23 protein-coding genes are annotated in these 25392 nt (G+C 36.8%); 21 read left to right on the forward strand and 2 right to left on the reverse strand.

Annotation, left to right across the window (positions count from 1 at the left end):
* The first annotated feature begins 183 nt into the window (after positions 1 to 183).
* The 6 genes from ACQKIM_RS01190 (at position 184) to ACQKIM_RS01215 (ending at position 5484) form a co-directional block, all read left to right on the forward strand.
* Positions 184 to 699, forward strand: a complete 516-nt coding sequence (locus ACQKIM_RS01190; RefSeq protein WP_427537830.1) for a sigma-70 family RNA polymerase sigma factor — start codon at positions 184 to 186, stop codon at positions 697 to 699.
* Positions 686 to 1369, forward strand: coding sequence for a TIGR04104 family putative zinc finger protein (locus ACQKIM_RS01195; protein ID WP_427537833.1), 684 nt, complete (start codon positions 686 to 688; stop codon positions 1367 to 1369). Before ACQKIM_RS01190 ends, ACQKIM_RS01195 begins: the two co-directional genes overlap by 14 nt.
* Before the next feature lie 37 nt (positions 1370 to 1406).
* The gene (locus ACQKIM_RS01200; RefSeq protein WP_427537836.1) at positions 1407 to 2327 is read left to right on the forward strand and encodes an ABC transporter ATP-binding protein; all 921 of its coding nucleotides are present in this window, start codon (positions 1407 to 1409) and stop codon (positions 2325 to 2327) included.
* Complete coding sequence (locus ACQKIM_RS01205; protein ID WP_427537839.1) at positions 2324 to 3058, forward strand: ABC transporter permease; 735 nt, start codon at positions 2324 to 2326, stop codon at positions 3056 to 3058. The genes ACQKIM_RS01200 and ACQKIM_RS01205 overlap by 4 nt, the downstream gene beginning before the upstream one ends.
* 280 nt (positions 3059 to 3338) lie before the next feature.
* The gene (locus tag ACQKIM_RS01210; protein ID WP_427537842.1) at positions 3339 to 3896 is read left to right on the forward strand and encodes a biotin transporter BioY; all 558 of its coding nucleotides are present in this window, start codon (positions 3339 to 3341) and stop codon (positions 3894 to 3896) included.
* A 13-nt stretch (positions 3897 to 3909) separates the two neighbouring features.
* Positions 3910 to 5484: an amidohydrolase gene (locus ACQKIM_RS01215; RefSeq protein WP_427537845.1), complete on the forward strand. Its 1575-nt coding sequence runs from the start codon at positions 3910 to 3912 to the stop codon at positions 5482 to 5484.
* Positions 5485 to 5633: 149 nt separating this feature from the next.
* Here ACQKIM_RS01215 and ACQKIM_RS01220 read toward each other — a convergent pair whose 3' ends face one another.
* Entirely contained in the window at positions 5634 to 5852 is a 219-nt protein-coding gene (locus ACQKIM_RS01220; RefSeq protein ID WP_427537848.1) for a hypothetical protein, read from the reverse strand.
* Between the two features lie 247 nt (positions 5853 to 6099).
* Here ACQKIM_RS01220 and ACQKIM_RS01225 point away from each other — a divergent pair, with 247 nt between their 5' ends.
* From ACQKIM_RS01225 to ACQKIM_RS01255, 7 genes are all read left to right on the forward strand, one after another.
* Positions 6100 to 7872: a glycerophosphoryl diester phosphodiesterase membrane domain-containing protein gene (locus ACQKIM_RS01225; protein WP_427537851.1), complete on the forward strand. Its 1773-nt coding sequence runs from the start codon at positions 6100 to 6102 to the stop codon at positions 7870 to 7872.
* A gap of 160 nt (positions 7873 to 8032) precedes the next feature.
* Complete coding sequence (locus ACQKIM_RS01230) at positions 8033 to 8980, forward strand: stalk domain-containing protein (protein WP_427537854.1); 948 nt, start codon at positions 8033 to 8035, stop codon at positions 8978 to 8980.
* A 272-nt stretch (positions 8981 to 9252) separates the two neighbouring features.
* On the forward strand, positions 9253 to 9528 hold the full coding sequence (locus ACQKIM_RS01235; RefSeq protein WP_427537857.1) for a hypothetical protein: 276 nt from the start codon (positions 9253 to 9255) through the stop codon (positions 9526 to 9528).
* Positions 9528 to 11051: a sodium:solute symporter family protein gene (locus ACQKIM_RS01240; protein ID WP_427537860.1), complete on the forward strand. Its 1524-nt coding sequence runs from the start codon at positions 9528 to 9530 to the stop codon at positions 11049 to 11051. The genes ACQKIM_RS01235 and ACQKIM_RS01240 overlap by 1 nt, the downstream gene beginning before the upstream one ends.
* A gap of 15 nt (positions 11052 to 11066) precedes the next feature.
* On the forward strand, positions 11067 to 12398 hold the full coding sequence (locus tag ACQKIM_RS01245) for an ArgE/DapE family deacylase (RefSeq protein ID WP_427537863.1): 1332 nt from the start codon (positions 11067 to 11069) through the stop codon (positions 12396 to 12398).
* 15 nt (positions 12399 to 12413) lie between these two features.
* The gene (locus ACQKIM_RS01250) at positions 12414 to 13241 is read left to right on the forward strand and encodes a mycofactocin-coupled SDR family oxidoreductase (RefSeq protein WP_427537866.1); all 828 of its coding nucleotides are present in this window, start codon (positions 12414 to 12416) and stop codon (positions 13239 to 13241) included.
* 11 nt (positions 13242 to 13252) lie between these two features.
* Positions 13253 to 14020, forward strand: coding sequence for an SDR family NAD(P)-dependent oxidoreductase (locus ACQKIM_RS01255; protein ID WP_427537870.1), 768 nt, complete (start codon positions 13253 to 13255; stop codon positions 14018 to 14020).
* Positions 14021 to 14081: 61 nt separating this feature from the next.
* Here the strand turns inward: ACQKIM_RS01255 and ACQKIM_RS01260 are convergent, their stop codons facing one another.
* Positions 14082 to 15683 (reverse strand): PucR family transcriptional regulator, encoded by a 1602-nt coding sequence (locus ACQKIM_RS01260; protein WP_427537873.1) that lies wholly within the window; start codon positions 15681 to 15683, stop codon positions 14082 to 14084.
* Between the two features lie 281 nt (positions 15684 to 15964).
* On the opposite strand from ACQKIM_RS01260, the gene ACQKIM_RS01265 reads away from it, so the two are divergent.
* From ACQKIM_RS01265 to ACQKIM_RS01300, 8 genes are all read left to right on the forward strand, one after another.
* On the forward strand, positions 15965 to 17122 hold the full coding sequence (locus ACQKIM_RS01265) for a M20 family metallopeptidase (RefSeq protein WP_427537876.1): 1158 nt from the start codon (positions 15965 to 15967) through the stop codon (positions 17120 to 17122).
* Positions 17123 to 17137: 15 nt separating this feature from the next.
* On the forward strand, positions 17138 to 18304 hold the full coding sequence (locus ACQKIM_RS01270) for an iron-containing alcohol dehydrogenase (RefSeq protein ID WP_427537879.1): 1167 nt from the start codon (positions 17138 to 17140) through the stop codon (positions 18302 to 18304).
* A 24-nt stretch (positions 18305 to 18328) separates the two neighbouring features.
* A complete protein-coding gene (locus ACQKIM_RS01275; protein WP_427538384.1) occupies positions 18329 to 19813 on the forward strand; it encodes an aldehyde dehydrogenase family protein in 1485 nt (494 codons plus the stop codon).
* A gap of 247 nt (positions 19814 to 20060) precedes the next feature.
* Positions 20061 to 20852: a DeoR/GlpR family DNA-binding transcription regulator gene (locus tag ACQKIM_RS01280; protein ID WP_427537882.1), complete on the forward strand. Its 792-nt coding sequence runs from the start codon at positions 20061 to 20063 to the stop codon at positions 20850 to 20852.
* 13 nt (positions 20853 to 20865) lie between these two features.
* A complete protein-coding gene (locus ACQKIM_RS01285) occupies positions 20866 to 22131 on the forward strand; it encodes an aspartate aminotransferase family protein (RefSeq protein ID WP_427537885.1) in 1266 nt (421 codons plus the stop codon).
* A gap of 41 nt (positions 22132 to 22172) precedes the next feature.
* A complete protein-coding gene (locus ACQKIM_RS01290) occupies positions 22173 to 23186 on the forward strand; it encodes a phosphotransferase enzyme family protein (protein ID WP_427537888.1) in 1014 nt (337 codons plus the stop codon).
* A gap of 32 nt (positions 23187 to 23218) precedes the next feature.
* Complete coding sequence (eat, locus tag ACQKIM_RS01295; protein ID WP_427537891.1) at positions 23219 to 24625, forward strand: ethanolamine permease; 1407 nt, start codon at positions 23219 to 23221, stop codon at positions 24623 to 24625.
* Between the two features lie 21 nt (positions 24626 to 24646).
* Positions 24647 to 25390, forward strand: a complete 744-nt coding sequence (locus tag ACQKIM_RS01300; protein WP_427537894.1) for an HAD family hydrolase — start codon at positions 24647 to 24649, stop codon at positions 25388 to 25390.
* Positions 25391 to 25392: the final 2 nt, after the last annotated feature.

Consider the following 25392-nt stretch of genomic DNA (forward strand, 5'->3'; position numbering starts at 1 on the left):
CTATCTGGAAAAACATAAAAGATAGAGAAATCCGACTTTGAATTCATTCAAAGTCGGATTTCTCACGAATTGAAGCTAGTTATGTCCCAGCCTCTTGTTTTTGTGGGAAAAAGAAATTTTAAAAATATGAATCGGAAATGAATCGACATCCGTCAGTAGTTTAGAAAGAAGGTGAGGGCAACAATGAATATAGAAAAGATTATCGAGATGCATGGTGACTATTTACTAAAGGTTGCTTATCTATATGTGAAAAATACAGCAACAGCTGAGGACATTGTGCAGGATGTGTTGATTGCCTTTTATCAAAAGCAGGAGCAGTTTCGTCAGGAATCATCCTTACGTACATATTTAGTGAAAATGACGGTTAATCGGAGCCACGATTATTTACGAAGCTGGAAAAGTAAACGATTAACACTGCTAGAAAAAATAACGGGACGTACAACAGCTGTCACACCTGAAAAAGAATTTCTTGCGAAGTCGATTAAGCGAGAGCTGGTGGAAGCGTTGTTTACCTTATCAGTTGCCTACAGAGAAGTGCTTATTCTTTATTATTTTGAAGATATGACAACTGTGGAAATCGCACAACTTGTATGTTGTCCAGAGGCAACAATCCGAACACGCTTGCAACGTGCTAGAAGACAGCTGGCAGCAACAATGGGAGATTATGATTGGGAGGTGTTACGCCATGAATCAATTTAAAGAAGAGGTACTAAAAGAACTTCGAGAGGTAAAGCTTACAGCTGAGAAAAAACAGGCAATCGCCCAAAAAGCACGACATAAAAGTATACGAAGAAGCAGTCCTTGGCAATATCGTGTTGTGCTGACAACGTTTACAATTTTTGTGATTTCCTTTGTGTTTTTATTATTAAACAAAAAAGATCAACAAATTGGAGGTCAACAAGCGGCAAATATGGAGCAGGAATCGAGTACATGGAGTATTTTAAGTTTGTTAGAAAATGACTTTGTAAAGGGTATCTTGATATTTTCCATTTATCTAATTTCCGCATGTTTTATAAAAAAGTATTTAAAAAAGAAAAAATACGGTTTACCAGTTTGTATTCAGTGTGGAGAATCGTGGACTAAAAAGCAGGCTCACACACTCTTTTGGAAAAATAATGCGAAACCGATTGTATGTAAACATTGTGGCAAAAAACAATATCGTACAAACAAATCGATGCAATTAAATGGGTTAGTACAGTTACCATTATTTCAGATTTTATTTATTGCGAGTTTTAATTTTCAAAATATTTTAATTGGAATAACTTTTTATGTACTAAGTATCCCTTTATTTTACTTTATACTCATCCCATATATATTTGCTCTACAGGAAAACGATCCGATGAAGGAACCTCAAAAACCACTTTGGTAAAAAAGTTTTTAAAAGAATTTATGGAAGGGGAATTGATATGGAGACAGTTATACAGATAGAAAATGTAAAAAAATCTTTTGGTTCCTTTGAAGTCATTCGGGATTTAACATTTAGCATTCAAAAAGGAGAGATTTTTGGCATAATTGGACCAAATGGGGCTGGAAAAACAACAACAATTGAAATTGTAGAAGGTTTGCAAGAATGTTCGTCTGGCAAAGTAACAGTACTCGGCTATGATCCTTGGAAAGATGCAAAAAAAATGAAGGAAAATATTGGTGTAATGTTTCAACATACAAATTTGCAACCAAAAATTAAAGTAGGGGAGGCTGTAGAACTGTTTGCCTCTTTTTATCCTCATCAGATTGATACAACAAAGGCATTGAGAAAATTAAAATTAGAACCGTTTCGTCATACGTATTTTAAAAATCTATCTGGAGGATGGAAACAAAAATTACTTTTAACTTTAGCAACTTTACATTCGCCATCAATAGTTTTTCTAGATGAGCCAAGTACAGGGTTAGATCCAAAGTCCAGAAGAGAACTATGGAAAATGATTGTTTCGCTTAGAGATGCTGGAACAACCATAGTATTGACAACACATTATATGGAAGAGGCGGAGCAGCTTTGTGATCGGATAGCATTAATGAATCATGGCGTCATAGTTGGTTTAGATACGCCTCAAAAACTTATTCAAAGCCTGAACAAAGATAAATCTATATTGATAGCATGTAAACAAATAGATATAGCATTGGTTCAGAAGATAGTTGGTGTCTTGAGAGTAGAATCGAAAAATAATCTACTTCAAATTTTTACAGATAATTTAGAATGGACAACATTTGGGCTTTTCAAATTAATAAGTACTCAAGGCTGGATTGTAGAAGATTTTCGATTTAGTACAGGTTCATTAGACGACTTGTTTGTCAAATTACCTCAGCTGAAAGGGGAGGTGATGTTATGAAGGCAATTCACATGCTAACTTTAATTGAATTGAAGTTATTTTTAAGAGATTTACAATCGTTGATTTGGACTTTTATTTTCCCATTTGTCATGATTTATTTTTTAGGATTTTTATTTGGTAATTCTTCTGTGGGGGAAATTGACTATAAAACTTTATTAATTCCAAATATGATAGCTCTTTGTCTGTTAAGCACAGCTTTATTTACATTAGGTACTCGAATTGTTAGTTATAAAGAATCCCAGTTACTGAAGACTTATCAAATTACGCCATTACGTTCTATTCGAATCATACTATCTTTTTGTTCATTAGGAGTAATTATTTCCCTTTTTAGTATTATTATCACTTATGTTAGTGGTTATTTTATTTACAATATAAAACCCCCTATTTATCTACTAGCAGTAATTTTTTCCTTAGTATTAAGCATGGTAACGTTATTCTCGTTTGGAATTTTAGTAACAGGCATTAGCTCCACAATGCAAGGAGCGGCTGGCATAAGTGTTTTAGCATTAAACATACAAACTTTTTTATCAGGTGGAGTAGTACCTTATCAAATTTTGCCCCTACCTCTAAAAATTGTGGCAAAAGCTTTACCATTACACTATGTAAATGACATTTTAACATTTACTTGGACAGGTCAATCAGTCAATTCTATATGGTTAAATATAATAATTCTAATAGGAATGGCCTTCGTATTTATCATTCTATCAATACGTTGTTTTAGATGGACTTAAAAATCATAATTAAAGGTGAGCGCGTATGAATTCTAAAAAAATTAGTAAAAAGAAAATATGGATGATTATAGGGTGTGTACAAGGGGTTATTCTCTTGATGCTATTACTATATTTAGGCGGGTATTTATAAATTTATTGTAAAAAAATTGCTAACTCACCATAGTAATCTCATTTTTTATAGCAATTTTTCAAAACTGATTGACAACGGTTTTCATTTGCTATAATCTTTGTGTTAACTTATTTTAAGTTGTAGTTAACGCACAAGGGGAGGCAATTTAGTTTGAAAAAGAGTAGTACATATCAATACGTATTAACAGCATTTGGAGCTGCTATTATTTCAGTTTTGGCACAAATCAGTATTCCAATTCCATTATCACCTGTACCCATTACAGGGCAAACACTTGCAATTGGCTTAGTTGTAACAATCCTAGGGACAAGACTGGGCACATTATCAGTGCTATTATATATTTTAATTGGAGCGACTGGCTTACCAGTTTATAGTAATTTTTCTGGCGGTCCTAGTATTCTCTTTGGTCCTACTGGTGGTTATATTGTCGGCTTTTTACCAACAGCTATCATTATGGGGCTTTATTTAAAGAAATTTGGTCTTACAATTCCACATGCGATTGTTTCAAATGTAATAGGGATGGTTATTACTTTAGCATTTGGTACAGTATGGTTAAAATTCGCGATGAATCTTTCTTGGATGGGAGCATTTATGTCAGGTGCAGTGCCATTTATTATTCTTGGTTTAGCAAAAGCTGTACTTGCTGCATGGGTTGGCGTCATTGTTCGCCGCCGTTTAGAATCTGCTCGTTTAATTGAAGCAACTGCATAGGAGGCGAATTGTTTTGGCAACGTTATGGACAGGCGGGAAAATTTACACGATGGCGAAAGTTGGCGAAACAGTTGAAGCTGTCCTAGTCAAGGATGGAAAAATAGTGGCGACAGGCTCAGTTGATAGTCTGTCGCCATATGCTACTTCTATTCAGAATTTACAAGGAAGTGTCATGTATCCAGGCTTTGTGGACAGTCATTTACATATAATTGGGTATGGGGAGAAATTAAAGCATATCGATGTATCGAACGTCACAAATAAGGAAGAGCTGCTAACTATTATTGGTGAGAGGATGGTAAGCTCTTTAAAGGATGAATGGGTTATTGCTATCGGATTGAATGAAACACAATTTGATGTACCTATTTTTCCAACATTGATGGAACTAGACGCACTAGGTGAAGCACATCTTATTATAAAGCGTAGCTGTCATCATTTAATTCTAGCCAATTCTAAGGCACTCGCTTTTGCAGGTATTACCAACGATACTCCTTCACCCACGGGAGGCATCATAGAGAAAGTAGAAGGACAGCTAACAGGTGTATTAAAGGACGCAGCTTTATATATGATTGTCAACAATATGCCTCATATCACACCACTCTATATTGAGGATGCACTGAAAAAGGCAGTAGCATCATTACAAAAATTCGGTTTAGTTGGTGGTCATTCAGAGGATTTAAGCTATTATGGACCACCGATACAACCCATTCACGCGTTCCGAAAGGTTGTAGAAGCACAACAATCGTTTAAGGTGCATTTATTGCAGCATCACACAGTATTTGAGGAAGTTGCTAAAATGCAGGAAACATCATCACCTTATATGGAATTTGGTGCCATGAAAATCTTTATTGATGGTGCCTTTGGAGGGCGTACAGCTGCTCTTCGTAAACCTTACTGTGATGAACCAAATAATAGTGGTATGCTTGTTCATTCAACTGAGCAGTTAGAGAAATATGTTCAACTTGCACGTCAGTATGGACAAACAGTGGCAGTTCATGTGATTGGAGATTTAGCTATTGATACCATTTTAGCGGTATTCAAGGATTATCCGCCACTACAAGGGCATATAGATCGTATTATTCATTGTAGCTTAGTGGATGACGATATTTTAGCCAAACTAGCATCCTTACCTGTTGCAGTGGATATGCAGCCTCAATTTGTACAGGGAGAGTTTCAGGCAGAGCTATCAAGACTTGGTGAGCAGCGAGCGCAAGGGCTGCATCCATTAAAATCGCTTTTAGATCGTGGAATAGTCGTGGCAGGGGGCAGTGATGCTCCGATTGAAGTGCCAAATCCATTGCATGGTATTTATGCAGCGGTGACAAGAAGGAATTTCGGCGAAACGCATAACGGCTATAATGCTTCTGAGAAGATATCACGCTATGAGGCAGTGCAACTTTACACTGTTGGAGCTGCACAGATAATAGGTCAGGATCATATTCGTGGTAAGATTAAGGAAGGTTATACGGCAGATTTCACCATTTTCGAAGAGGATTTATTGAGTATCGACATTGAAAAATTACCGCATGTAAAAGTGGTTTATACGGTTGTTGATGGACGTATCGTTTACGCAAATCGCTGTGAGGGTTAATCCTGACAGCGTTTTTTTATGTTTCAGAAACAATTCTGCTATTGCTTACACAAGGAATCGATTTTCTGGCTAATTTTCATTAAATCCAATCGTGCTTTTTCGGGCAAATGAAGTCCCACTTCTTTTTCTTGCTTCAAGAAGTGGGTGTCTTATTTTGTGCGGGATAGCTTGTCAAGTTGCTGTTCAAGGTTTTGTACACGCTTTGTTAGTGCATCCACTTGTTGCTGTAGCGTCTGTTGTGGAGGCAAAGGAGTAGTTGCTTTCATTTTCTTTATCATATGAATCATGACAAAAAATATAGCTAGGAACATTACAAGCACTACACTCGTACTAATAATATCTCCAAGGTTAAAACTCTTCTGCGTCATTATTATCTAACCCCCTTAAATTCTTCTCCATTATAGTATTTACTGGATGACCAACCTAAAAGTTTCAAGAAAATATATCCAATCACGAAAAATACACAAATCTTAAGCATCTTTCTGGCATATGATATGGGACAAATTCAAAAAATTTCTATTGTTAAGGTAATTTAGCAAATAGAGCATATCATATAGAAACAAGTGTAATAAGCGAAAATGGGGGAATACGGTAGTATGGACTGGGGTGATTTAAATGCATAGAGCTGGACAAGTAATGCGACATGCTATCTACAATATATATCATTATCGCTTTGATTATATACAGGTTTTCGCGCTTATTCGGGTATGTCAGTTTTTATTTTTTTTACCAGTGACAACGATTGTCTTTAAACTAATGCTGCAAGTAACAGGTTATACGCATATTACTGAGCAAAATATTCAAAGCTTTATTTCACATCCATTTGTCATTTTGATGTTATGTCTAGTAATAATGGTGTTTTTGCTTTTTATTTATTATGAAATGGGCTTTCTTTTTTTAATGGCCTTTTACCAGCAAAGAGGAATTCGATACCGATTTTTAAACATTTGGCAGCGATTGAATCGAAAGGTTATTTCTTTTTTTAGTGTGCAAATACTTTTTTTTATTGTTTATCTTGTACTGTTATTACCATTAGCTTCGTTTATGTTACCTTTAACGTTAACTCAAGCTATTACTATTCCTCGTTTTTTGATGGAAGAGATTATGAGTACTCGTGAGGGCAGATTAATCTATGCCGCTGTCGCTGGCTTTTTAGTCATCATTGGTATCCGTAGTATATTGACATTACCGATTTTTACAATCCAACCCAAAATTTCTATTTTTCGATCATTGATACAGAGCTGGCGTTTTTCAAAACGTGGCCTATTTGAAATCCTCGTTTTATTAGCCATGCTTTTAACTGGTCATTTACTTGTCCTGATAGGAATTACTATTATCGGTACTCTTCCATTGTATATTTTAGAGCGTTTTATACCAAGTATGGCCCTTATCACAGCAGGGGTGACATTAGCATTTTTAGAAATGGCTTTTGTCGTATTATTCACGTTACTGCAAGCAACATATTCACAAGTAATGGTGGCTATTACCTTTAATACATCGGTTTTAAGCAAATTTACGTTTGTACCGAAATTTAAGAAAAGACGTTTAAAACCACTGTCATTTATTGTAGTAGCTGTTTTTATTGCTTTAAGTGTGATGAACACCATTTCCTTAGAGAAAAGTGTCTATGCACCTGATACAAAAATCATTGCTCATAGAGGGTATACAGCAGGCAATGTGGAAAATACAATTAGCGGTCTTGTAAGTGCAGCTAGTGCTGGAGCAGACTTAATCGAGATTGATATTCAGCAAACAGTTGATGGAGAGTTCGTGGTCTTTCATGATCGAACTTTAAGAAGATTAGCAGGTAAAAATGGTGTGATTGCTAATATGACACTTGGCGAATTAAAGACGCTGACGATTCATGCAAATGGTTTTAGCGATAAAATTTCCTCTTTGGATGATTTTATTGAAATTGCAAAGGCTCTAAATGTTTCATTGTTAATTGAGTTAAAGGTACATGGAAAGGAAACGGAAGATGCTCTGCCCAAATTAGTGGAAAAGCTTCGTGCTTATAAGGTGCTTGATTCATATTATGTGCAATCCTCTGATCTACAAATGATGACTCAGTTAAAAAAATTGGCACCAAATTTACGTGTGGGTATAGTCTATGCATTAAATATCGGACCGATAGTTGAAACAGTAGACTTTATTGCTCTTGAAGAATCTTGGATAACAGCTGAGCTTATTGCCGATTTGAAGCAACAGAAAATTGATTTATTTGTGTGGACGTTAAATAAGGATCGTTCATTGCATGAATTTATTGAGAAAAATGTCAACGGTGTGATTACTGATCATCCAGATGTCGCCTTAGATATCCGAACCAAGCAAAGTGCGCATCAATACTTTTTACAGCGTATCCTTAATAGAATACAATTTATATTTTAAAAGCATCCTTCCCTGAAATGAGATAAAGGTTAGCTCATTTTATGGAGAGGGAATCATAGATTTTTAGGAGAAATATCAAATAAAATGTGGAGGCTGTAACCTTTTTCATTTAAATACGACTACTTTATGAATTCGTAAATGATGAAGGAGATGCTTTTTTATGAAAATGAAGAAAGTCGTACCATTTGCAATGACAGCTTTATTAATCGGGAGCGCAATCGGTGTTCCATCTGCATTCGCAAACGAAGGAGAGGCAGTTGTGACAAATGCTGCTGATAATAAGGAACAAAACCCACAAGTGCAGCCTATTTTTATAAAAGTGGCTGGTACTGTAGACAATGTTGAAACGCGTGATAAAGCGACATATTATACGGTGAAAGATGGCGAAAATATAAATGTTTTTGTTGTCAATGATGATACATTAGTATTTGATAATACGGGCAAAGAAGTAAAGCTTCAGAAGGGTGATAAAGTAACGGCTTATACGTATGCTAACAAGCCGATGATTATGATTTATCCACCTCAATATAACCCAGAAGCAATCATCGTGGAAACAAAAGAAATGGGAAGTGTTGAGCTTGATTTTTTCAATAAAGATTTAGTCAATACAAATAACACGTTAAAACTTAATATAGGTGAAGCGACAAATTTACTTAGCCTATCTGGTAAAGAGGTAAAGGCAGCTGATTTAGCAGAGCAACATTTACTAGTGTTTTATACAATCGCAACAATGAGCATTCCAGCTCAAACACCACCTTCAAAAGTGGTTGTCATAGATACAATTACTGAAAAGCCAGGTGAGGTTGATCCTGAAGAAGGGGAGCCAACTGAATCTGCTGTACAAGAAATCATTAACAATGATTTTTATGAAGTAGATGGTACAAAAATGGTACCATTACGCTTAATTGCTGAAAAATTAGGCTTTACTGTAGAATCAACAGGAAAAGGTGCAATTGTTTCAAAAGGCGCACTATCTTATACAATTACGCGTGGTCAAAAAGAATATGGTTATAATAAGGCAATTCGTCATTTTGAAGCAGCACCAGCTTTATTAGAGCCAACAAAAACTTATGTTCCACTTGAATTTGCGAATGAATTAATGAAATAACAACTATGTTCCCTCCATAGCAGATAGCTATGGAGGGTTTTTTTTATCTTCTTTTCAAACAAATTTCCAATAGCTTGAAAATTATTTTGGACAATAAACAAAAGAAGCAGCACGTTTTTGTTTATATTCTAAATTATAATAATAATCTGATAATTTATTGACTTTTTACTGACCTAAAAATAAGATGTACAATAACCGGTTTAACAAATAAATGCTTTAAAGCAGCAATTGAATGTTTTAATAATGATATAACGACACAAGGGGTGATTGATTTGAAGTCAGTTGTAACAAGAAATATCATCTTCTCTGCCTGCTTTATTGGGTTAATTTTACTAGCAAGTTTTCCAGGCTTATTTGATTTTAGTAATAAAATTGAGCCGAGAATTTTCAGTTTATCCTTCGCCTATTTTTGGCAAATTACTATGAATATCTTAATTTTTGCGCTATTAATAACTTGGTATTTTGTAGATTCTAAGTATGGGGATTTGGATATTGATATTGAGCCTTTAACGAAAGCCGAATTGCTAGAAAGAGAGGTGACTCGTTAATGTTATCTATTACCTTTATTGTCATCTTCTTTGTCATCATTTTTGCAATCAATGCTAAAAATTTTGGTGTCAAGTCATTCGAGGAATATGCAACTGCACGAGGAAGCTTTGGGGTTATGGCAATTTCATTGGCCGTATTTTCAACCTGGTATGTTGGTGCAACATTTACGGCATTTGCAGGCTATTCAGTAGGCTATGGATTTATTGGTCTTTACGTACTGACATATGCAACTTTAACAATGCTTTCCATGTATTTAGTTGCTGAAAAAACATATATTTGGGGTAAAAAATATCATATTAGTACGCAGGCTGAGTTAATGGATTTACGCTACAAAAGCAGCATGGTGCGATTAGTAGTAGGCATTGCAGGAATTGTGTTTACTGCACCATGGCTATTAATGGAATGGATTACTCAGGGCGTTATTTTCAACTATGCAACGAACGGCTTAATTAGTCCAGTTGTTGGTATGATTATTGGGATTATTGTTGTGCTTGCTTATGTTTCATTAGGTGGAATGAAATCAGTAATTACAGCGAATATTTTTCAAGGTGCATTTATGTTTTTCGTTGGAACAGGTGTAATGATCTATATGATTTTTAAATTTGCTGGAGGTATATCTTCAGGTATGGATTCCTTAGTGGCTAATTATCCTGAAACATTAACATTCCCTGGACCTGGTTGGGAATTACCTACTCCGTTTTGGACATCCATTATTATAACTAGTGGATTAGGCGGATTCATGTGGCCGTGGGTATATAATAAATTATTTGCCTCAGATAGTATTCGATCCATTAAACAATCGGCATTAATTGCGCCTATTATCGGGGGGATATTCTACGTAGCGTTCCAACTGCTAGGAAATGTACTGTATATGAATGATACAGCAAGAAGTAATCCTGAAGAAGCGTATATGTGGGCTGCTGGACAAATTGGACCATTCGTACTTGCTCTCATGTCTACAGTTATTATGGCGACAAGTATTGCGACAGTAAGTGGAATCATTCAAGCTATGTCAACATCGATTTCTCGTGATATTGCGACCGTTATTAAAAAGGATATTTCTGAAAAAACGGCAATGAAAATAGCAAGAATTTCCGTTTTTATTATAGGAGCGATTTGTGCAGTATTAGCAACGGTAGATGTAGGCGCATTAATTAATGTAGCATTACTATCCTACCAAGGGATTATTATGATTTTCCCTGTAGTCATTCTAGGTCTATATTGGAAGCGTGCCAATAAGCAAGGGGCTATTGCAGGAATGATTGTCGGCACAATTGTCTCCATGACATTAACAGTAACAGCGCCAGCATTTATTGCAGATTTAGGATGGTCTGCTGGTGTCTATGGTCTTATTGTAGCAACTATTATTATGATTATTGCTGGATATATGAGACCAATAGAGTCACATGTTGAGGATCTGTGGAAAGATGTAGAAACAGCAAGGCAGAATAAAAAAGCAGTTTCGCTAAATGCGACAGAAACAGAACCAGTAACGGCGAATATCAGCCTGGAAAATAAGTAAAACAGGAGGAATAATATGAAAAATACATTATCAGCTGAAAACATCCAGCAAGAAGTATTAGCTACCATAGATGAGATGCGTGAAGAAATCATTCAATTAGCAAGTAATATGGTAAAAATCCCAAGTGTAAACCCAAATTATGATGGAGTCAATAAGGCAGAAGTAATTGGTGGAGAAAAGAATGTGCAGCTATTTTTAAAGCCAATCTTTGAAGGGATTTGTGATGAAACAGATATGTGGGAGATCGAGGAGCAACGACCGAATTTAGTCGGAAGAATTAAAGGCTCAGGTAATGGTGGTAAATCTCTTATTTTTAATGGACATATCGATGTAGTGCCTCCAGGTCCGAACTCTGACTGGAAATATAATGATCCCTTTTCAGGTAGGGTGGAAAATGGCAGACTGTATGGACGTGGCGCATGTGATATGAAAGGTGGGATTGCTGCTCAAATAATGGCAGCAAAAGCCTTGAAGAAATTAGGTGTGCAATTGAAAGGGGATTTATTGCTTGAAACGGTTGTAGGTGAAGAAACGATGGATCATGAACTAGGAGTTACTGCTACTGTAGAAAGAGGCTATACGGCTGATGCGGCCATTGTATCAGAACCCTCTGGGCCACCACAAAGTTTAGCCGTAGTGCCAGTTAGTCCTGGTGTCATCCGAATGCACATTACAGTCAAAGGGAAAACAACACATGCATCTGTACGTAGAGAGTTTATTCGTGCAGGTGGTAAACATGGTGAAGTTGGCATCAATGCTGTTGAAAAAGGGATGTATATTGTACAAGCCCTACAGCAACTAGAAGACGAATGGGGATTTACAAAAAAACATGAGCTATTTGAACCAGGACATTTCTCAATTCATCCCGGCATCATTCATGGTAAATCCTATGATGTAGATTTACCGTTTGTCGTTTCAGATTATTGTACGATTCAATATGCAGTATGGCACCATCCTAAAGAAACCTTTGAGGAAGTGAAGGCAGAAATTTTAGGACATTTAGAAAGAGCTGTGCAGAATGATTTATGGTTACGACATAACCCTCCAGAAGTTGAATTTTTATTGCATTGGCCTGCGTTTGATGTAGCGGTAGATCATCCGATTGTGCAAGCTACAAGTCGTGCACACCAAGAAGCAACCGGTGAAGAAGCGACTATTCATGGCTTTGTAGCTGTGGCAGATGCAGCATTTTTAAATGCCAAGGGAATTCCTTCTATTATATATGGTCCAGGAAGTATTTTAGTAGCCCACGCTGCTAATGAGTACGTACTAGTTGAGGATTTAATAAAGGCTGCCAAAACATATGCCTTAACAGCCATAGATTGGTGCGGTATTGAGGGATTATAAATGGAGGTGTAGTTAATGGGAAAATTAGATGGAAAGACTGCCTTTATTACAGGTGGCGCTCGAGGGATGGGCAGGGAATATGCTCTACGATTTGCAGAGGAAGGCGCAGCAATCGTTATTACCGATATTGCTAAGGATATTCCGACTGTTGCCTATGAAATGGCAAAGCAATCGGAACTAGCGCAAACCGTGGAAGAAATAAAAAAGCACGGTGTAGATGCCTTAGGTTTAGTAGCCGATGTTCGTAATGCACAGGAGCTTGAATTAGCTGTCCAAAAGACGATTGAGCATTTTGGAAAAATCGATATTCTTGTAACCAATGCTGGCATTCTATCGTATAACAAGCTATGGGAGATGCCAGAACAGCAATGGGATGAAATGCTTGATATTTGCTTAAAGGGTACTTGGTTAACCTGTAAATATGTACTTCCTCATATGATTGAACGTCAAGTAGGAAAAATTTTATGTGTATCATCAGTGAATGGACTTCGAGGCGGTCAAAATGTTGGGCATTATGTGGCTGCAAAACACGGGGTGTTAGGATTAGTCAAAACTTTAGCAATGGAGGTAGGACCCTATAATATTCATGTCAACGCTATTTGTCCTACCGCTGTTGATACAACAATGGCAAATAATCAAGCTACCTATGATCGCTTGGCAAACAAAAAAGGAGCTACAAGAGAGGAAGCGACACCTGCATTTGGCAATCATCATGTTTTCCCACATCAAGATTTTATCGCACCGAAGGATGTTATTAATGCAGCACTATTCTTAGTGTCAGATGATTCCAACAATATTTCAGGATCACATATTGCAGTGGATGCTGGCTATTTGACAATGTAGGAGGGAACCACATGATAGGAAGATTACAGGATAAAGTTGTAGTGATTACAGGTGCTGCACAGGGAATCGGCTTTGCTACAGCAAGAAAATGTGGCCAAGAGGGCGCGAAAGTCGTTATTTCAGATTTTAATGTGGAAAAGTTACAGGAAGCTTCTATACAATTACAACTAGATGGCTTTGATGTTCATGCAGTAGTATGTAATATCACCGATGAAGGGCATATTGCCAAGCTTTATGAGGAAGCAATAAAAAAATATGGCTATATTACAACAGTGGTTAATAATGCAGGTATTTTTGTCAATAATACAGCCGAAACGTTTGATGCGATCACCTTTGAAAAAATTGCCAATATCAATATTAAAGGTGTGATGCTCAGCACTAAACATGCCATTCCGTATTTGAAGGGGCAAGAGGGTAGTTCTATCATCAATCTGGCATCTATTTCAGGTATGATCGGTACTAAAAATCATAATTTGTATATTATGACAAAGCATGCAGTGGTAGGTATTACACGAAGTACTGCCGTAGAGCTTGGGCAGTATGGAATACGTGTTAACGCAGTGTGCCCAGGATTAACAGACACGAATATGGCAGAGCAGCTCATCGAGGGAGATGGTGGCGGTCAATCCATTCGACAGGCTTACGAAAATGCCTATTTATTAGGACGATTAGGTAGACCAGAAGAAATCGCCAATACAATTTCTTTCTTAGCCTCCAATGAAGCATCCTTTATCACAGGTGCGTTAATACCAGTGGATGGCGGCTATACGGCAACTTAAACACATCTAAAAAACAGTCTATTTTTATGGAAATGATAAAAATAGACTGTTTTTGTTATAGCTATTGATAGGTGGGCAGTTGGAGCTCTTCTAGTAAAAAGCCAATATAAAACAAAATTTGATCCTGTAATTTTTCAGGATTGAGCTTTGAGATTTCTTTAATTAAACTAAGGCGATAACGGACTGTATTTTTATGAACGAATAGCTGCTCAGCTGTTTTATTAAAATCGGCATTATTAAATAAAAATACTTTCAGTGTATTATAGAGCTCAGCTGTCTTTTTCTCATCAAATTCCTTTAATGGCATTAAGTATTCCTGCTGAAGAAATGAAGCCTCTTTTATAGGCTGACTGGAGAAAAGGATTCGTTCGAAATTTAATTGTTCAAAATTTATAACCTTCGATAATTGATTTTTTTTCGCTTGTGCAAAATGTAATGACACTAATGCCTCGTTGTAGCTTTTTACAATAGATTGTAAATCATATAACCTGCCAATTCCGCCGAAATAGGCGTTTTTGACATTATATTTGGCTAATAAGTAATCAATTTTTTCACAAATAAAGGCAACATCAATTTCTGCTGTCGCATCTAACAGCAAAACTAAATAATTATTGGAATCAAACCCTATCTTGGTTAATGTATATTTTTCTAATAAGAAGATAAAATTTGATGTTAAGATAAGTGTATCTTGTTTGTTATAATCCGGGAATTTTAATTCGATTAAAAGTAATTGATGCGGTTGATCCGTCAAATCCCAATTGACCTCTCTCGAAACACGAATGATCTCCTCAGTACTATTAAATTTTCCATGTAATAAATCTACTAGAAAGCCGCTCCTATTTTGCTGTGAAAGTGAAATAATACTTTTTATCTTTTGTAGCTCAGTTAATAGAATAGCAGTGGCTTGTGAGATGGCCACTTTTTCCCATGGAGCGTGAATATCTTGACTATCCCAAAGAATAATACAGCCTTCTAGATATCTGTTTTCGTAAATCGGCTTCACATACACTTGGATGGGAAGCTCCTGAAAACTTTCTTTCGTTAGGTTTTTTGTTTTAATAATATGGATAATGTCTGAAGTGATTTCTTCATAAACAGGCGTTAATTCAAATGAGCTATACAACTTATCGATAGAATGTAAATAAATAGTAGTCTTTTGGAAAGTTAATTTTTCAATTAATAGTGGTAATTGTTGAAAATCGGTTTTTGATAATAAAAAATATTGGAATTCCTCATAGATATTCTTTACTTTTTCTAATTCAAGTCTTTGTTCATTATTAATATGATTGACAATCGGAATAATCATATCTGCCCAAGCAATTTGGTTGTCTAGCTCAACAATAACAATCTCATATTGTTCTGCAAAATTCTGCACGTCTATGGAAATAGACGGAATATGCCGACCAATTTTAATTCCTAAGGCACTGACTCCTTTTTCAGAGAGTGTCAGAATTAATTTTTTTAATGTTTCATCTAAACTGTTTTCGTTTGTTAAGAATGGAAAACCTGTTGTAAGAATGAAATTTCCCCGTTCAATCCAAGAAAACCCATCTGGTGCGTCTACGATAGTAGCTCCTGTTACTTCCTTTTCCAATAAATCCTTTCCAGCGATAATCTTAGCATGTGTAAATTCTTGTAAAATCATAACATCTTTTATCCGCAAGTTAATCACCTCATAAATGTATTGATGAAAAGGTGATTATGTATGCTTAGAGCAACGCAGTAGTAATTTTATTTTATATAAAAATGGAAGCATTCTTTTGGCTCTTAGCCAAAAAATACAATGCTATAGTAAGTGAAAGGTGAGATTACTAGTATAATACACTAAATTTTTGTAATTTTCACTTATTTTTAGATTTGTAGCTTGATTGTTCTTGACAATTTTGGGTAAAAGCATCCGCTACATATCTATTGTGATACCAGTCTAGGAAGGGAGGTGTTATTTTGATCAATGAAGAAAGAGCGACACAATTTTTACAAACTTTAGTTCAAATCAATAGTGTCAATCCACCTGCTAATGAGCTGGTAGTTGCTCATAAAATAGCTGAGCATTGTACGAGCTACGGCTTAGATGTCGATATTCAAATGATAGATGATGCTAGAGCAAACATCATTGTAAAGTTATTGAGCCATGCAAAGGAGAAAAAAGCATCATTGCTATTTAGTGGTCATCTGGATACAGTTCCTGTTGGAGATGTACCTTGGGATTACGAGCCTTTTTTGGCTGAAATCATTGATGGCAAAATGTATGGCAGGGGAACGACAGATATGAAAGGTGGAGTAGCTGCTTTACTAGAGGCAATGATTATGTTAAAGGAAAAAAAGATTCCTTTAAAGGGAGATTTATTGTTTTTAGGAACAGCAGGTGAGGAGGTGGATTGCATAGGTGCAAAACAAGCCATTGAAACTGATATTATAAAAAATGCAGGTGCCATTATTATTGCTGAACCGAGCAGCGGAGAGATTTTTTGTGCACATAAGGGTGTCTTGTGGTTAGAGATTGAAACTTTCGGTAAAACAGCACATGGTTCAATGCCTCAAAATGGTATAAATGCTATTACGCATATGCATAAAATTATAAGCGCTTTACAGACTTATTCATTTAGAGCAGTAGAAGATCATCCTTTACTAGGTCGACCAACACTTGTCATTAGTACGATAAAAGGGGGTGTTACTACCAATGTAATACCTGATTATTGTGCTATACGTATAGATATTAGATCCACACCATTGCTATCTCATCAAGAAATAGTAGAGGATATTAAAGAAATTATTGGGGAAATTCAAAAGACAGTTCATGACTTCAATGCAAAGGTCCATGTGATTCACGATTTAAATTCCATTGATTACTCAGGCAGTCAAGCATTATTAGCACAATTGAAAGCGGTGAAAAATGAGTTATCCAATGTGACGTTATTGGAAAAGGGTGTTAATTATTATACAGATGGCTCTGTTTTTTCAACTGCTACCAATGCACCTATTATCATCTATGGTCCTGGCAATGAAAATTTAGCACACCAGCCAAATGAACATATTGAAATGAATGCATTTTTTGATGCTATTGAATTTTATAGTGTTTTTGCAGAGAGATATTTAACTTGATAGGGAGGATTAACGATGAATGCATACTCGGAAACAGTTTTTAATGCCAAAACGAAGATTTATACGGGCGTATCTTCTATAAAAAAATTAGGACTTGTTCTACAAGAAATGGGTGCTCATCGCATTTTGATGGTAGCAGATCAAGGGATTAAGCACTCGGGTATTTTAAAAAATGTACTTGGTGAAATCCCTGAAAATATTGAGGTTTTGATATATGACGAGGTAAAACCTAATCCAGATGTTGCAAGTATTGATGAAACTGCCAATATCTATAGGAAAAAGGAGATATCAGCTTTAGTCGCTGTAGGTGGAGGTAGTGTAATTGATAGTGCCAAGGCTTTAGCGATTATGCTAACAAATGAGAGCTCTATTTCAGCCTATTATGGCTTCGATCAATATGCTGAAAAAGCACTTCCGTTAATTGCTGTTCCAACAACGGTAGGAACAGGGAGTGAAAGTGGAAATGCAGCAGTTATTACGGATGAGACAGAGGGATTGAAAACAAAAAAATTAGTTTTTGGAGAAGATTTATTCCCTAGAGTGGCGATATTAGATGGAAGCTTATTACGTGCTATGCCAAGCGGTCTAATAGCCTCTACAGGGATGGATGCGTTAACACATGCTATTGAGGGGTATGTATCTATTTGGAGCTCGCATTTTACGGATGCACTTAATTTACATGCAGTAAGAGTAATTGGAAAATCATTATTACCTGCGATTGCCCATAGTGAAAATACGGAGGCTATGCATGGCATGTTATTAGCTAGTTCTATTACAGGCTTAGGAATGGCTAATTCAGGGTTAGGAATGGTGCATGGGATATCACATGCTATCGGTGCGCAGTATGATGCTCCACATGGTATTGTCAATGCTATTCTATTGCCTTATTTACTAGAATACAATTGGATTGCTAATCCTGAGAAATTTAAAGATATTGCTGAAGCCTTACGTGTCAATATTGAAGGGCTTTCAGTAGAAGAGGCAGCCAAAGCAGCTGTTGCCTATGTGAAGAACCTAACGAAAGAAGCGGGAATTCCTGAGAAGTTGGGTGCCATAGGTGTAAGCAAAGATCAAATCGATGTTTTAGTTGATATTGCCTTCCATGATGCGCAGTACATGGTGCCGAATCCACGTAAAATGTCTAGACAGGACATCTATAATATTTTAGATCAATCAATCTAACAAGGAGGTCTATCTATGCTAGAGATGAAATTACCACAGGCAATTGAATTATTACCTAAAGTGCAAGCTTTTTTAGAGGAAACAAAGGGGTTATATATTAACGGAGAATTTACTCAATCAAAAGCTGGTAAAACCTTCGAAACCATAAATCCTTCCACTGGAGAAAAAATAACGGATGTATATGAAGCCCAAGCGGAGGATATAGATGCAGCAGTGGAAGCAGCAAGAGATGCTTTTGATCATGGACCATGGTCAAAAATGGATGCTGCTCAAAGAGCATTAATGATGCTAAAACTAGCGGATTTAATGGAAGAGCATAAAATGGAAATCGCTCAGATTGATGCCATGGATAATGGTAAGCCGATTAATGAGGTGTTGGGAAATGATATTCCAAATGCTGTTGAGCAATTTAGATATTTTGCTGGCTGGGCAACGAAGAATATGGGACAAGTCCTGCCTGTAGCGGGGAATTTTCTAAATTATACAAGACATGAGCCAGTAGGTGTAGTGGGGCAGATCATTCCATGGAATTTTCCGTTTATGATGGTTTCCTGGAAAGTTGCACCTGCATTAGCAACCGGGTGTACTGTTGTCCTTAAGCCAGCAGAACAAACACCGTTGTCTGCTCTTTATTTTGCCCAGTTGGTGACAGAGGCAGGCTTTCCTCCAGGTGTTATTAATATTGTGCCTGGCTTTGGTCCAATTGCAGGAGAGGCATTAGTGATAAATGAGAAAATCGATAAAATTGCCTTTACCGGCTCTACAGATGTAGGAAAAGGTATTATGAAAAAAGCAGCTGACACAATGAAACGAGTGACATTAGAGCTTGGAGGAAAGTCTCCTAATATTATTTTGCAGGATGCTGATTTAAGTACTGCAATTCCAGGTGTTCTTTCAGGTATAATGGCCAATCAAGGTGAAGTTTGTAGTGCAGGTTCAAGAGTATTTGTTCATCGTAGCCAGTCTGAGGAGATTATTAAACAAATGGTGAGTTATGCTACAAAAATTCAACAGGGTCATGCTTTAAATTTTGCAACACAAATGGGAGCACTCGTTTCAGAAAAACAGCTAAATCGTGTTAAAAACTATATTGAAATAGGTGTCGAGGAGGGAGCAACATTAGCATGTGGTGGTAAATCGGCTGACAATGGCTATTATATGGAGCCTACTATTTTTACAAATGTTTCTGATACGATGACAATTGCACAAGAAGAAATCTTTGGACCAGTTGTTGTTGTGCTGGAGTATGATAGTTTGGATGAATTAGTAGAAAGAGCAAATAGGTCGAATTTTGGGCTGGCAGCAGGCATTTGGACACAGAATTTAAAGCATGCGCATTCATTAGCCGCAAAATTAAAGGCAGGTTCAGTATGGGTGAATTGCTATAATATGACAGACCCTGCTTCTCCTTTTGGAGGGTATAAACAATCGGGCATTGGTAGGGAAATGGGCGTGTATGCTCTACAAAATTATACTGAAGTGAAGAGTGTTTGGATTAATTTGGATTGATGTTGTATTTTAATGAAACTAAACAAGTTCCCTAGTTATCATAAAACAACTAGGGAACTATATTTTTGTAGAAAAATATAGTTTTAAGGAGAAAAAATAACCGTAATTTAGATAAATTTAATATTTATAGTATTGACAATTGTCTAACTATTCTATAAAATTCAAAACAAATCCACATAAATACAGAATTTGAATGTTGAATTTGTGGATTTTGTTGGATTTTACTATGTGTTTGGAGTGATTGTGTATGTCCCTTTCGTTTGAGGAACGCAAAAAAGTAATTTTAGATATTTTAGATTTAGAAGGCAAAGTGAAGGTAAGTGATGCCGAACAACTATTAAACGTATCAGGTGAGACTATACGTAGAGATATGGACCGATTGGAGAAGGAAGGGCTCCTACACAAAGTTTATGGAGGTGCCGTGAAAGCTAAAGAAAAGTATGAACGGACATTTGAACAGAAAACTTCACTCAACAACTTAGAGAAAAGAATGATATGCAAGGCTGCAGCGAGTATTGTGGAGGATGGAGAAATTATTTTTATTGGTCATGGTACAACAGCCTATGAAATCGTTCGTTATTTAAGTGATAAACCAAATGTAATAGTGGTAACAAACTCTCTCCCGGTTCTATCATTAGCCGCAGAATGCTTCCAGGGCAAGGTGCTTTTTGCAGGAGGTGAATATGAGCATCGACAAAAATTTATGGGTGGTCCATTAGCCGATATATTTTTTAATCAATTAAAGGCAAATAAAGCCTTTGTAGCTGCTGGTGGAATTTCTTTAAATGATGGCATTACAGACTATGATATTACTGGTGCCGCGATTTCAAAGAAATTAATAGAGCGAGCTGAAAATACGATTATTTTAGCGGATCACACGAAATTTGGAGTCTCCACATTTGCACACATTTGTCATTTGGAAGATGTTGCCATGGTGATTACGGATCAAAAAAGTTCTACACAATGGCAAGAACGCTTGGCCCAAAAAAAGGTTGAACTATTAATAGCAGGTGAAATTTTGGAGGACGTCAACGTATAGGAAGGTGGAAAACATGGATTATTTTGCGAATAAACAAGCAACCTTACAGAAATCAATTGACTGGTGGAATCCAGGGAAAACAAAGCAATGGCAAGTAGATGGCGTTGATCTCGTCATCGGAAAAAGAGAAGGCTATTACTTTTATGATGTAGATGGCAAAAAACTAATGAATGCCCATTTAAATGGCGGAACTTATAATTTAGGTCATCGTAATCCAGAAGTTATCGCCGCATTAATTGAAGGGACAAATTACTTCGATATTGGTAATCATCATTTTCCTTCAACAGCTCGTGCACAATTAGCTGAAAAATTAGCTGCCTGCACGCCAGATGGTTTAAAATATACGATTTTCTCAAGTGGTGGTAGTGAAGCGATTGATGTTGCCTTAAAATGTGCTCGCTATGCTACAAAACGTAAAAAAACCATTTCGATTAAAAATGGCTACCATGGACATAGCGGTTTAGCCGTGTCATTAGGGAATGAACGCTATTCTAAGCCTTTTTTAAGTGAAGGCGACCCAAGTGAATTTGCACATGTTCCGTTTAATGATTTAGCGGCGATGGAGCGAGAGCTGTCCAAAGGGGATGTAGCGAGCGTTATTATCGAAACAATCCCAGCGACATATGGTTTCCCATTGCCGAATGCCGATTATTTATCAGGTGTGAAGGCATTATGTGAACGCTACGGTGCACTATATATCGCAGACGAAGTGCAAACAGGGTTAATGAGAACTGGGAAGCTCTGGGGTATTGAACATTATGGTGTGAAACCGGATATTCTCGTGACAGCTAAAGGTTTAAGTGGCGGTATCTATCCAATTGCTGCTACTGTTGTGAATGAGCGGGCTGGCGGTTGGATGGTAGAAGATGGACTAGCTCATATTTCTACTTTCGGTGGTGCTGAGCTTGGATGTGTTGTTGCCATGAAGGTATTAGAAATTTCTCAACGACCAGAAGTGGTCAAAAATGTGGAATATGTCGCACGTTATTTACGTTCAGGATTAGAGCGTATCCAACAGCAATACCCAGATTTCTTTGTTGGCATACGTCAATTAGGGGTTGTCATGGGGTTAGAGTTTAATCATCCTGAGGGTGCAAAGCATGTAATGAGCTCCTTGTACAAGCATGGGGTATGGGCAATTTATTCAATGCTCGATACACGAGTTCTTCAGTTTAAACCAGGCTTATTATGCGATAAAGCATATTGTGATGAGTTACTTGAAAAATGTGAAGCGGGTATTAAAGAGGCTGCACAGCTTGTAAAGTTTGCTCGTTATTGAATGTAGAAAGATTGGCGATTTGTAAACAAGGGGGTTTTCAAATGGGACAAATGGATTTCTTAGACTTAGAGGTTGTACTATCTAATTTTCATCAAGCAGCGCATGATGCCTTGAAGGAATTCGGCTGTTTAGCAGGCGCAACCTGCAAAATGATAGACTATTCCGAAAATTCTACGTATTTAGTAGAGGATGGACAAGGTAAAAAGTATATTTTGAGAATTAGTCGACCGAATTACCATAAGAAAGAAGAGATAGAAGCGGAGATTGCTTGGCTAAACTCATTACACGAGCAATCTCCCATCGATGTATCATTACCAATTCGAGCAGATGACGGTGACTACGTACATGCTCATGAATTAAATGACACAATCTATTATAGCACATTATTTACATTTTTGGAGGGAAATGCGCCCGATGAAAATAATGAAGAAGATTTAATTCAACAATTTGAAACATTAGGAACGATAACAGCAATGTTCCATAAACATACAATTGAGCAGCATGGGTATTATAAAGATTTTAAACGCATGACGTGGGATTATGACACGATTTTAGGAGACTCACCGAAATGGGCTAGATGGCAGGATGGACTTGGTATGACACCATCACGTCTAGCTTTATATGAAGAAGCATCTCTCATTATTAATAAGAAGTTAGAAGTATTCGGTAAAAGCAAGACAAGGTTTGGGCTTATACACTCAGATCTACGCCTAGCCAATTTATTAATTTGTGGAGATGAAATAAAAGTTATTGATTTTGACGATTGTGGATTTGGTTGGTTTTTATATGATTTAGCCACGTCAGTAAGCTTTATAGAGCATATGCCTTACCTGGATGATTTAATTGCTTCTTGGTTAAAAGGCTATAGCAAAATCAGAATTTTAACGGATGACGAAATTGAAATGATTCCAACATTTATTTTAATGAGAAGACTACAACTTATTTCTTGGATAGGTAGCCGCGATAATGAAACAACAAGATTACTAGGTGAAAACTATACAGTGCAGAGTGATGCTTTAGTGAATGCATATTTGGAGAAAAGTAGAGTACGGTAACATCTAAATAATGAGAAAAGGTGGCGAATGCTATGTCTTCTAAAAAGGGTGAAATAATTGTATTAAAGAAAGCCCTTACACCGATTCACTTATGGACAATTGGTGTTGGGATTGTTATTTCTGGAAATTATTTTGGATGGAATTTTGGATTAAGTCAATCTGGCTACTTAGGGATGCTAATCGCTACAATATTTATGGCTATTATGTATTTAACAATGACCTTAGGAATCTCAGAATTATCGACGATGTTACCGTATGCAGGTGGACCATACTCTTTTGCTAGACGTGCAATGGGAAGATATATTGGTTTTATTACAGGAATTGGAGTTGTGCTTCAGTATGTGATTGCAGCACCGATTATTGCCATAGGTATCGGCGGCTATATAAGCTTTTTATTCCCATCTGTTCCGACAGTAGTAGCAGCAGCTTTCATGTATGCTCTCTTCATGGGTGTCCATATTATGGGTATTAAGGAATATGCAACAATTGAAATGGTGCTTGTCTTTATAGCGCTTGGACTATTAGTATTAATGTATTTCGTTGGATTACCACAAATTAATGTGGCTCATTTATTCCCTGAAAATGGTGATTTAATACCTGGTGGATTTAAAGGGGTTTGGTCTGCCTTACCATACGCTATGTGGTTATTTTTAGCCATTGAAATGCTGCCAATGCTATCTGAGGAGACGAGAGATGTACAAAAGGACATGCCAAAGGGCTTAATCTCTGGAATGATCACATTATTAGTATTGTCCGTTCTAACGACAACTGTGGCAATAGGTCTTGCTGGTATTGATGTTATGACAGTAGCGGAAGATCCACTTCCAGCAGCAATTGCAGCAGCGTTTGGTAATACGTACTGGCTGGCTCAAATCTTAGCTTCTGTAGGATTAGTTGGATTAATTGCTAGTTTCTCAGGTGTTATTTTAGCTTACTCACGTCAAGTTTATGCCTTATCTCGAGCAGGTTATTTACCAAGCATTTTAGCAAAGATGCATAAAAAGCGTCAGACGCCTTATATGGCAATTATTTTACCAGGCTTTATTGGTCTAGCACTTGTTATCTTATTCAATCCTGATGATCTCATTTTAATTTCTACATTCGGGGCATTAGTGTCTTATATTACGATGAATTTATCAGTGTTGATTTTACGTAAAAAAGAGCCAAATCTTGTAAGAACATTTAAAACACCATTATATCCATTTACACCAATTGTTTCCTTAGTGCTAGCAGTTATTGCTATCTTTGCAAGTTTCTTTGCCAACTTTACATTTTTCATCGTGTCGTTAGCAGTTTTTGCTGCTGCAAGTATCTACTATTGGATTTGGGCTCGTCATCAAATTAACGAAGATGCTCCAGAAGAACGCTTTGCCAAAGAAGCGACTACTTCACATGAAAGTCAGGTTACTGGAGCACCCATTGAAGCGATTAGAGAATAGAGTAAAAGGATGTGTCCTCCAATGAATCAAGTAGAGTGGATTATTTTTGATAAGGATGGAACCATTATTGAAATGGATTCTTTATGGATATCATGGGCCACAAATTTTTACCTTCATTTAACTGAAAATTCGGATTTTAAAGTTAGGTTTACATTGCAGGAGTTTTTAAAAAATATAGGTGTAAAAGACAATGGTCGCTCCATCGATCCAACAAGTCCATTAGCCATTGGAAGTATACAAGAAGCAGAAACGATTGTCGCCTATTTACTTTACCAAGAAGGAATAGCGTGGAGTAAGGGTGTGACATTAGCGAGAGCTGCAGCAAGTTTAGCTACTGCTCAGCAAGAGGATGTAACTGTAAAAGAACTACCAGGTATTCGACAGCTATTAATGGCTTTAAAAAATAGTGGGATAAAATTAGGCGTTATCACAGCCGATTTAACTGCTCGAGCGGAGATTCATCTTAAACAGCTAGATATTCTAGAGCAATTTGAATTTGTTTTAGGAAGTGATCAAGCAGTTTATAGCAAGCCATTTCCAGACTTGGCTTATGTGGCAAGGGAACGCTATCATGTGCCACTTGAACGGACAGTGATGATTGGTGATTCCAATGCTGATATGCTTTTTGCAAAAAATGCAGGCATGCTATTTTCCGTCGGCATTATCCCAAAAGAAGTTTATCCGAAAGATTATCTACCAGATGCTACGAAAATCATTGAATCCTATGATGAATCATTAGTAGCTATGTTTGTAAAAAAGGAGTGATT

It is taken from the genome of Lysinibacillus sp. NPDC047702 (assembly GCF_050272555.1).
Classification (GTDB): Bacteria; Bacillota; Bacilli; order Bacillales_A; family Planococcaceae; genus Lysinibacillus.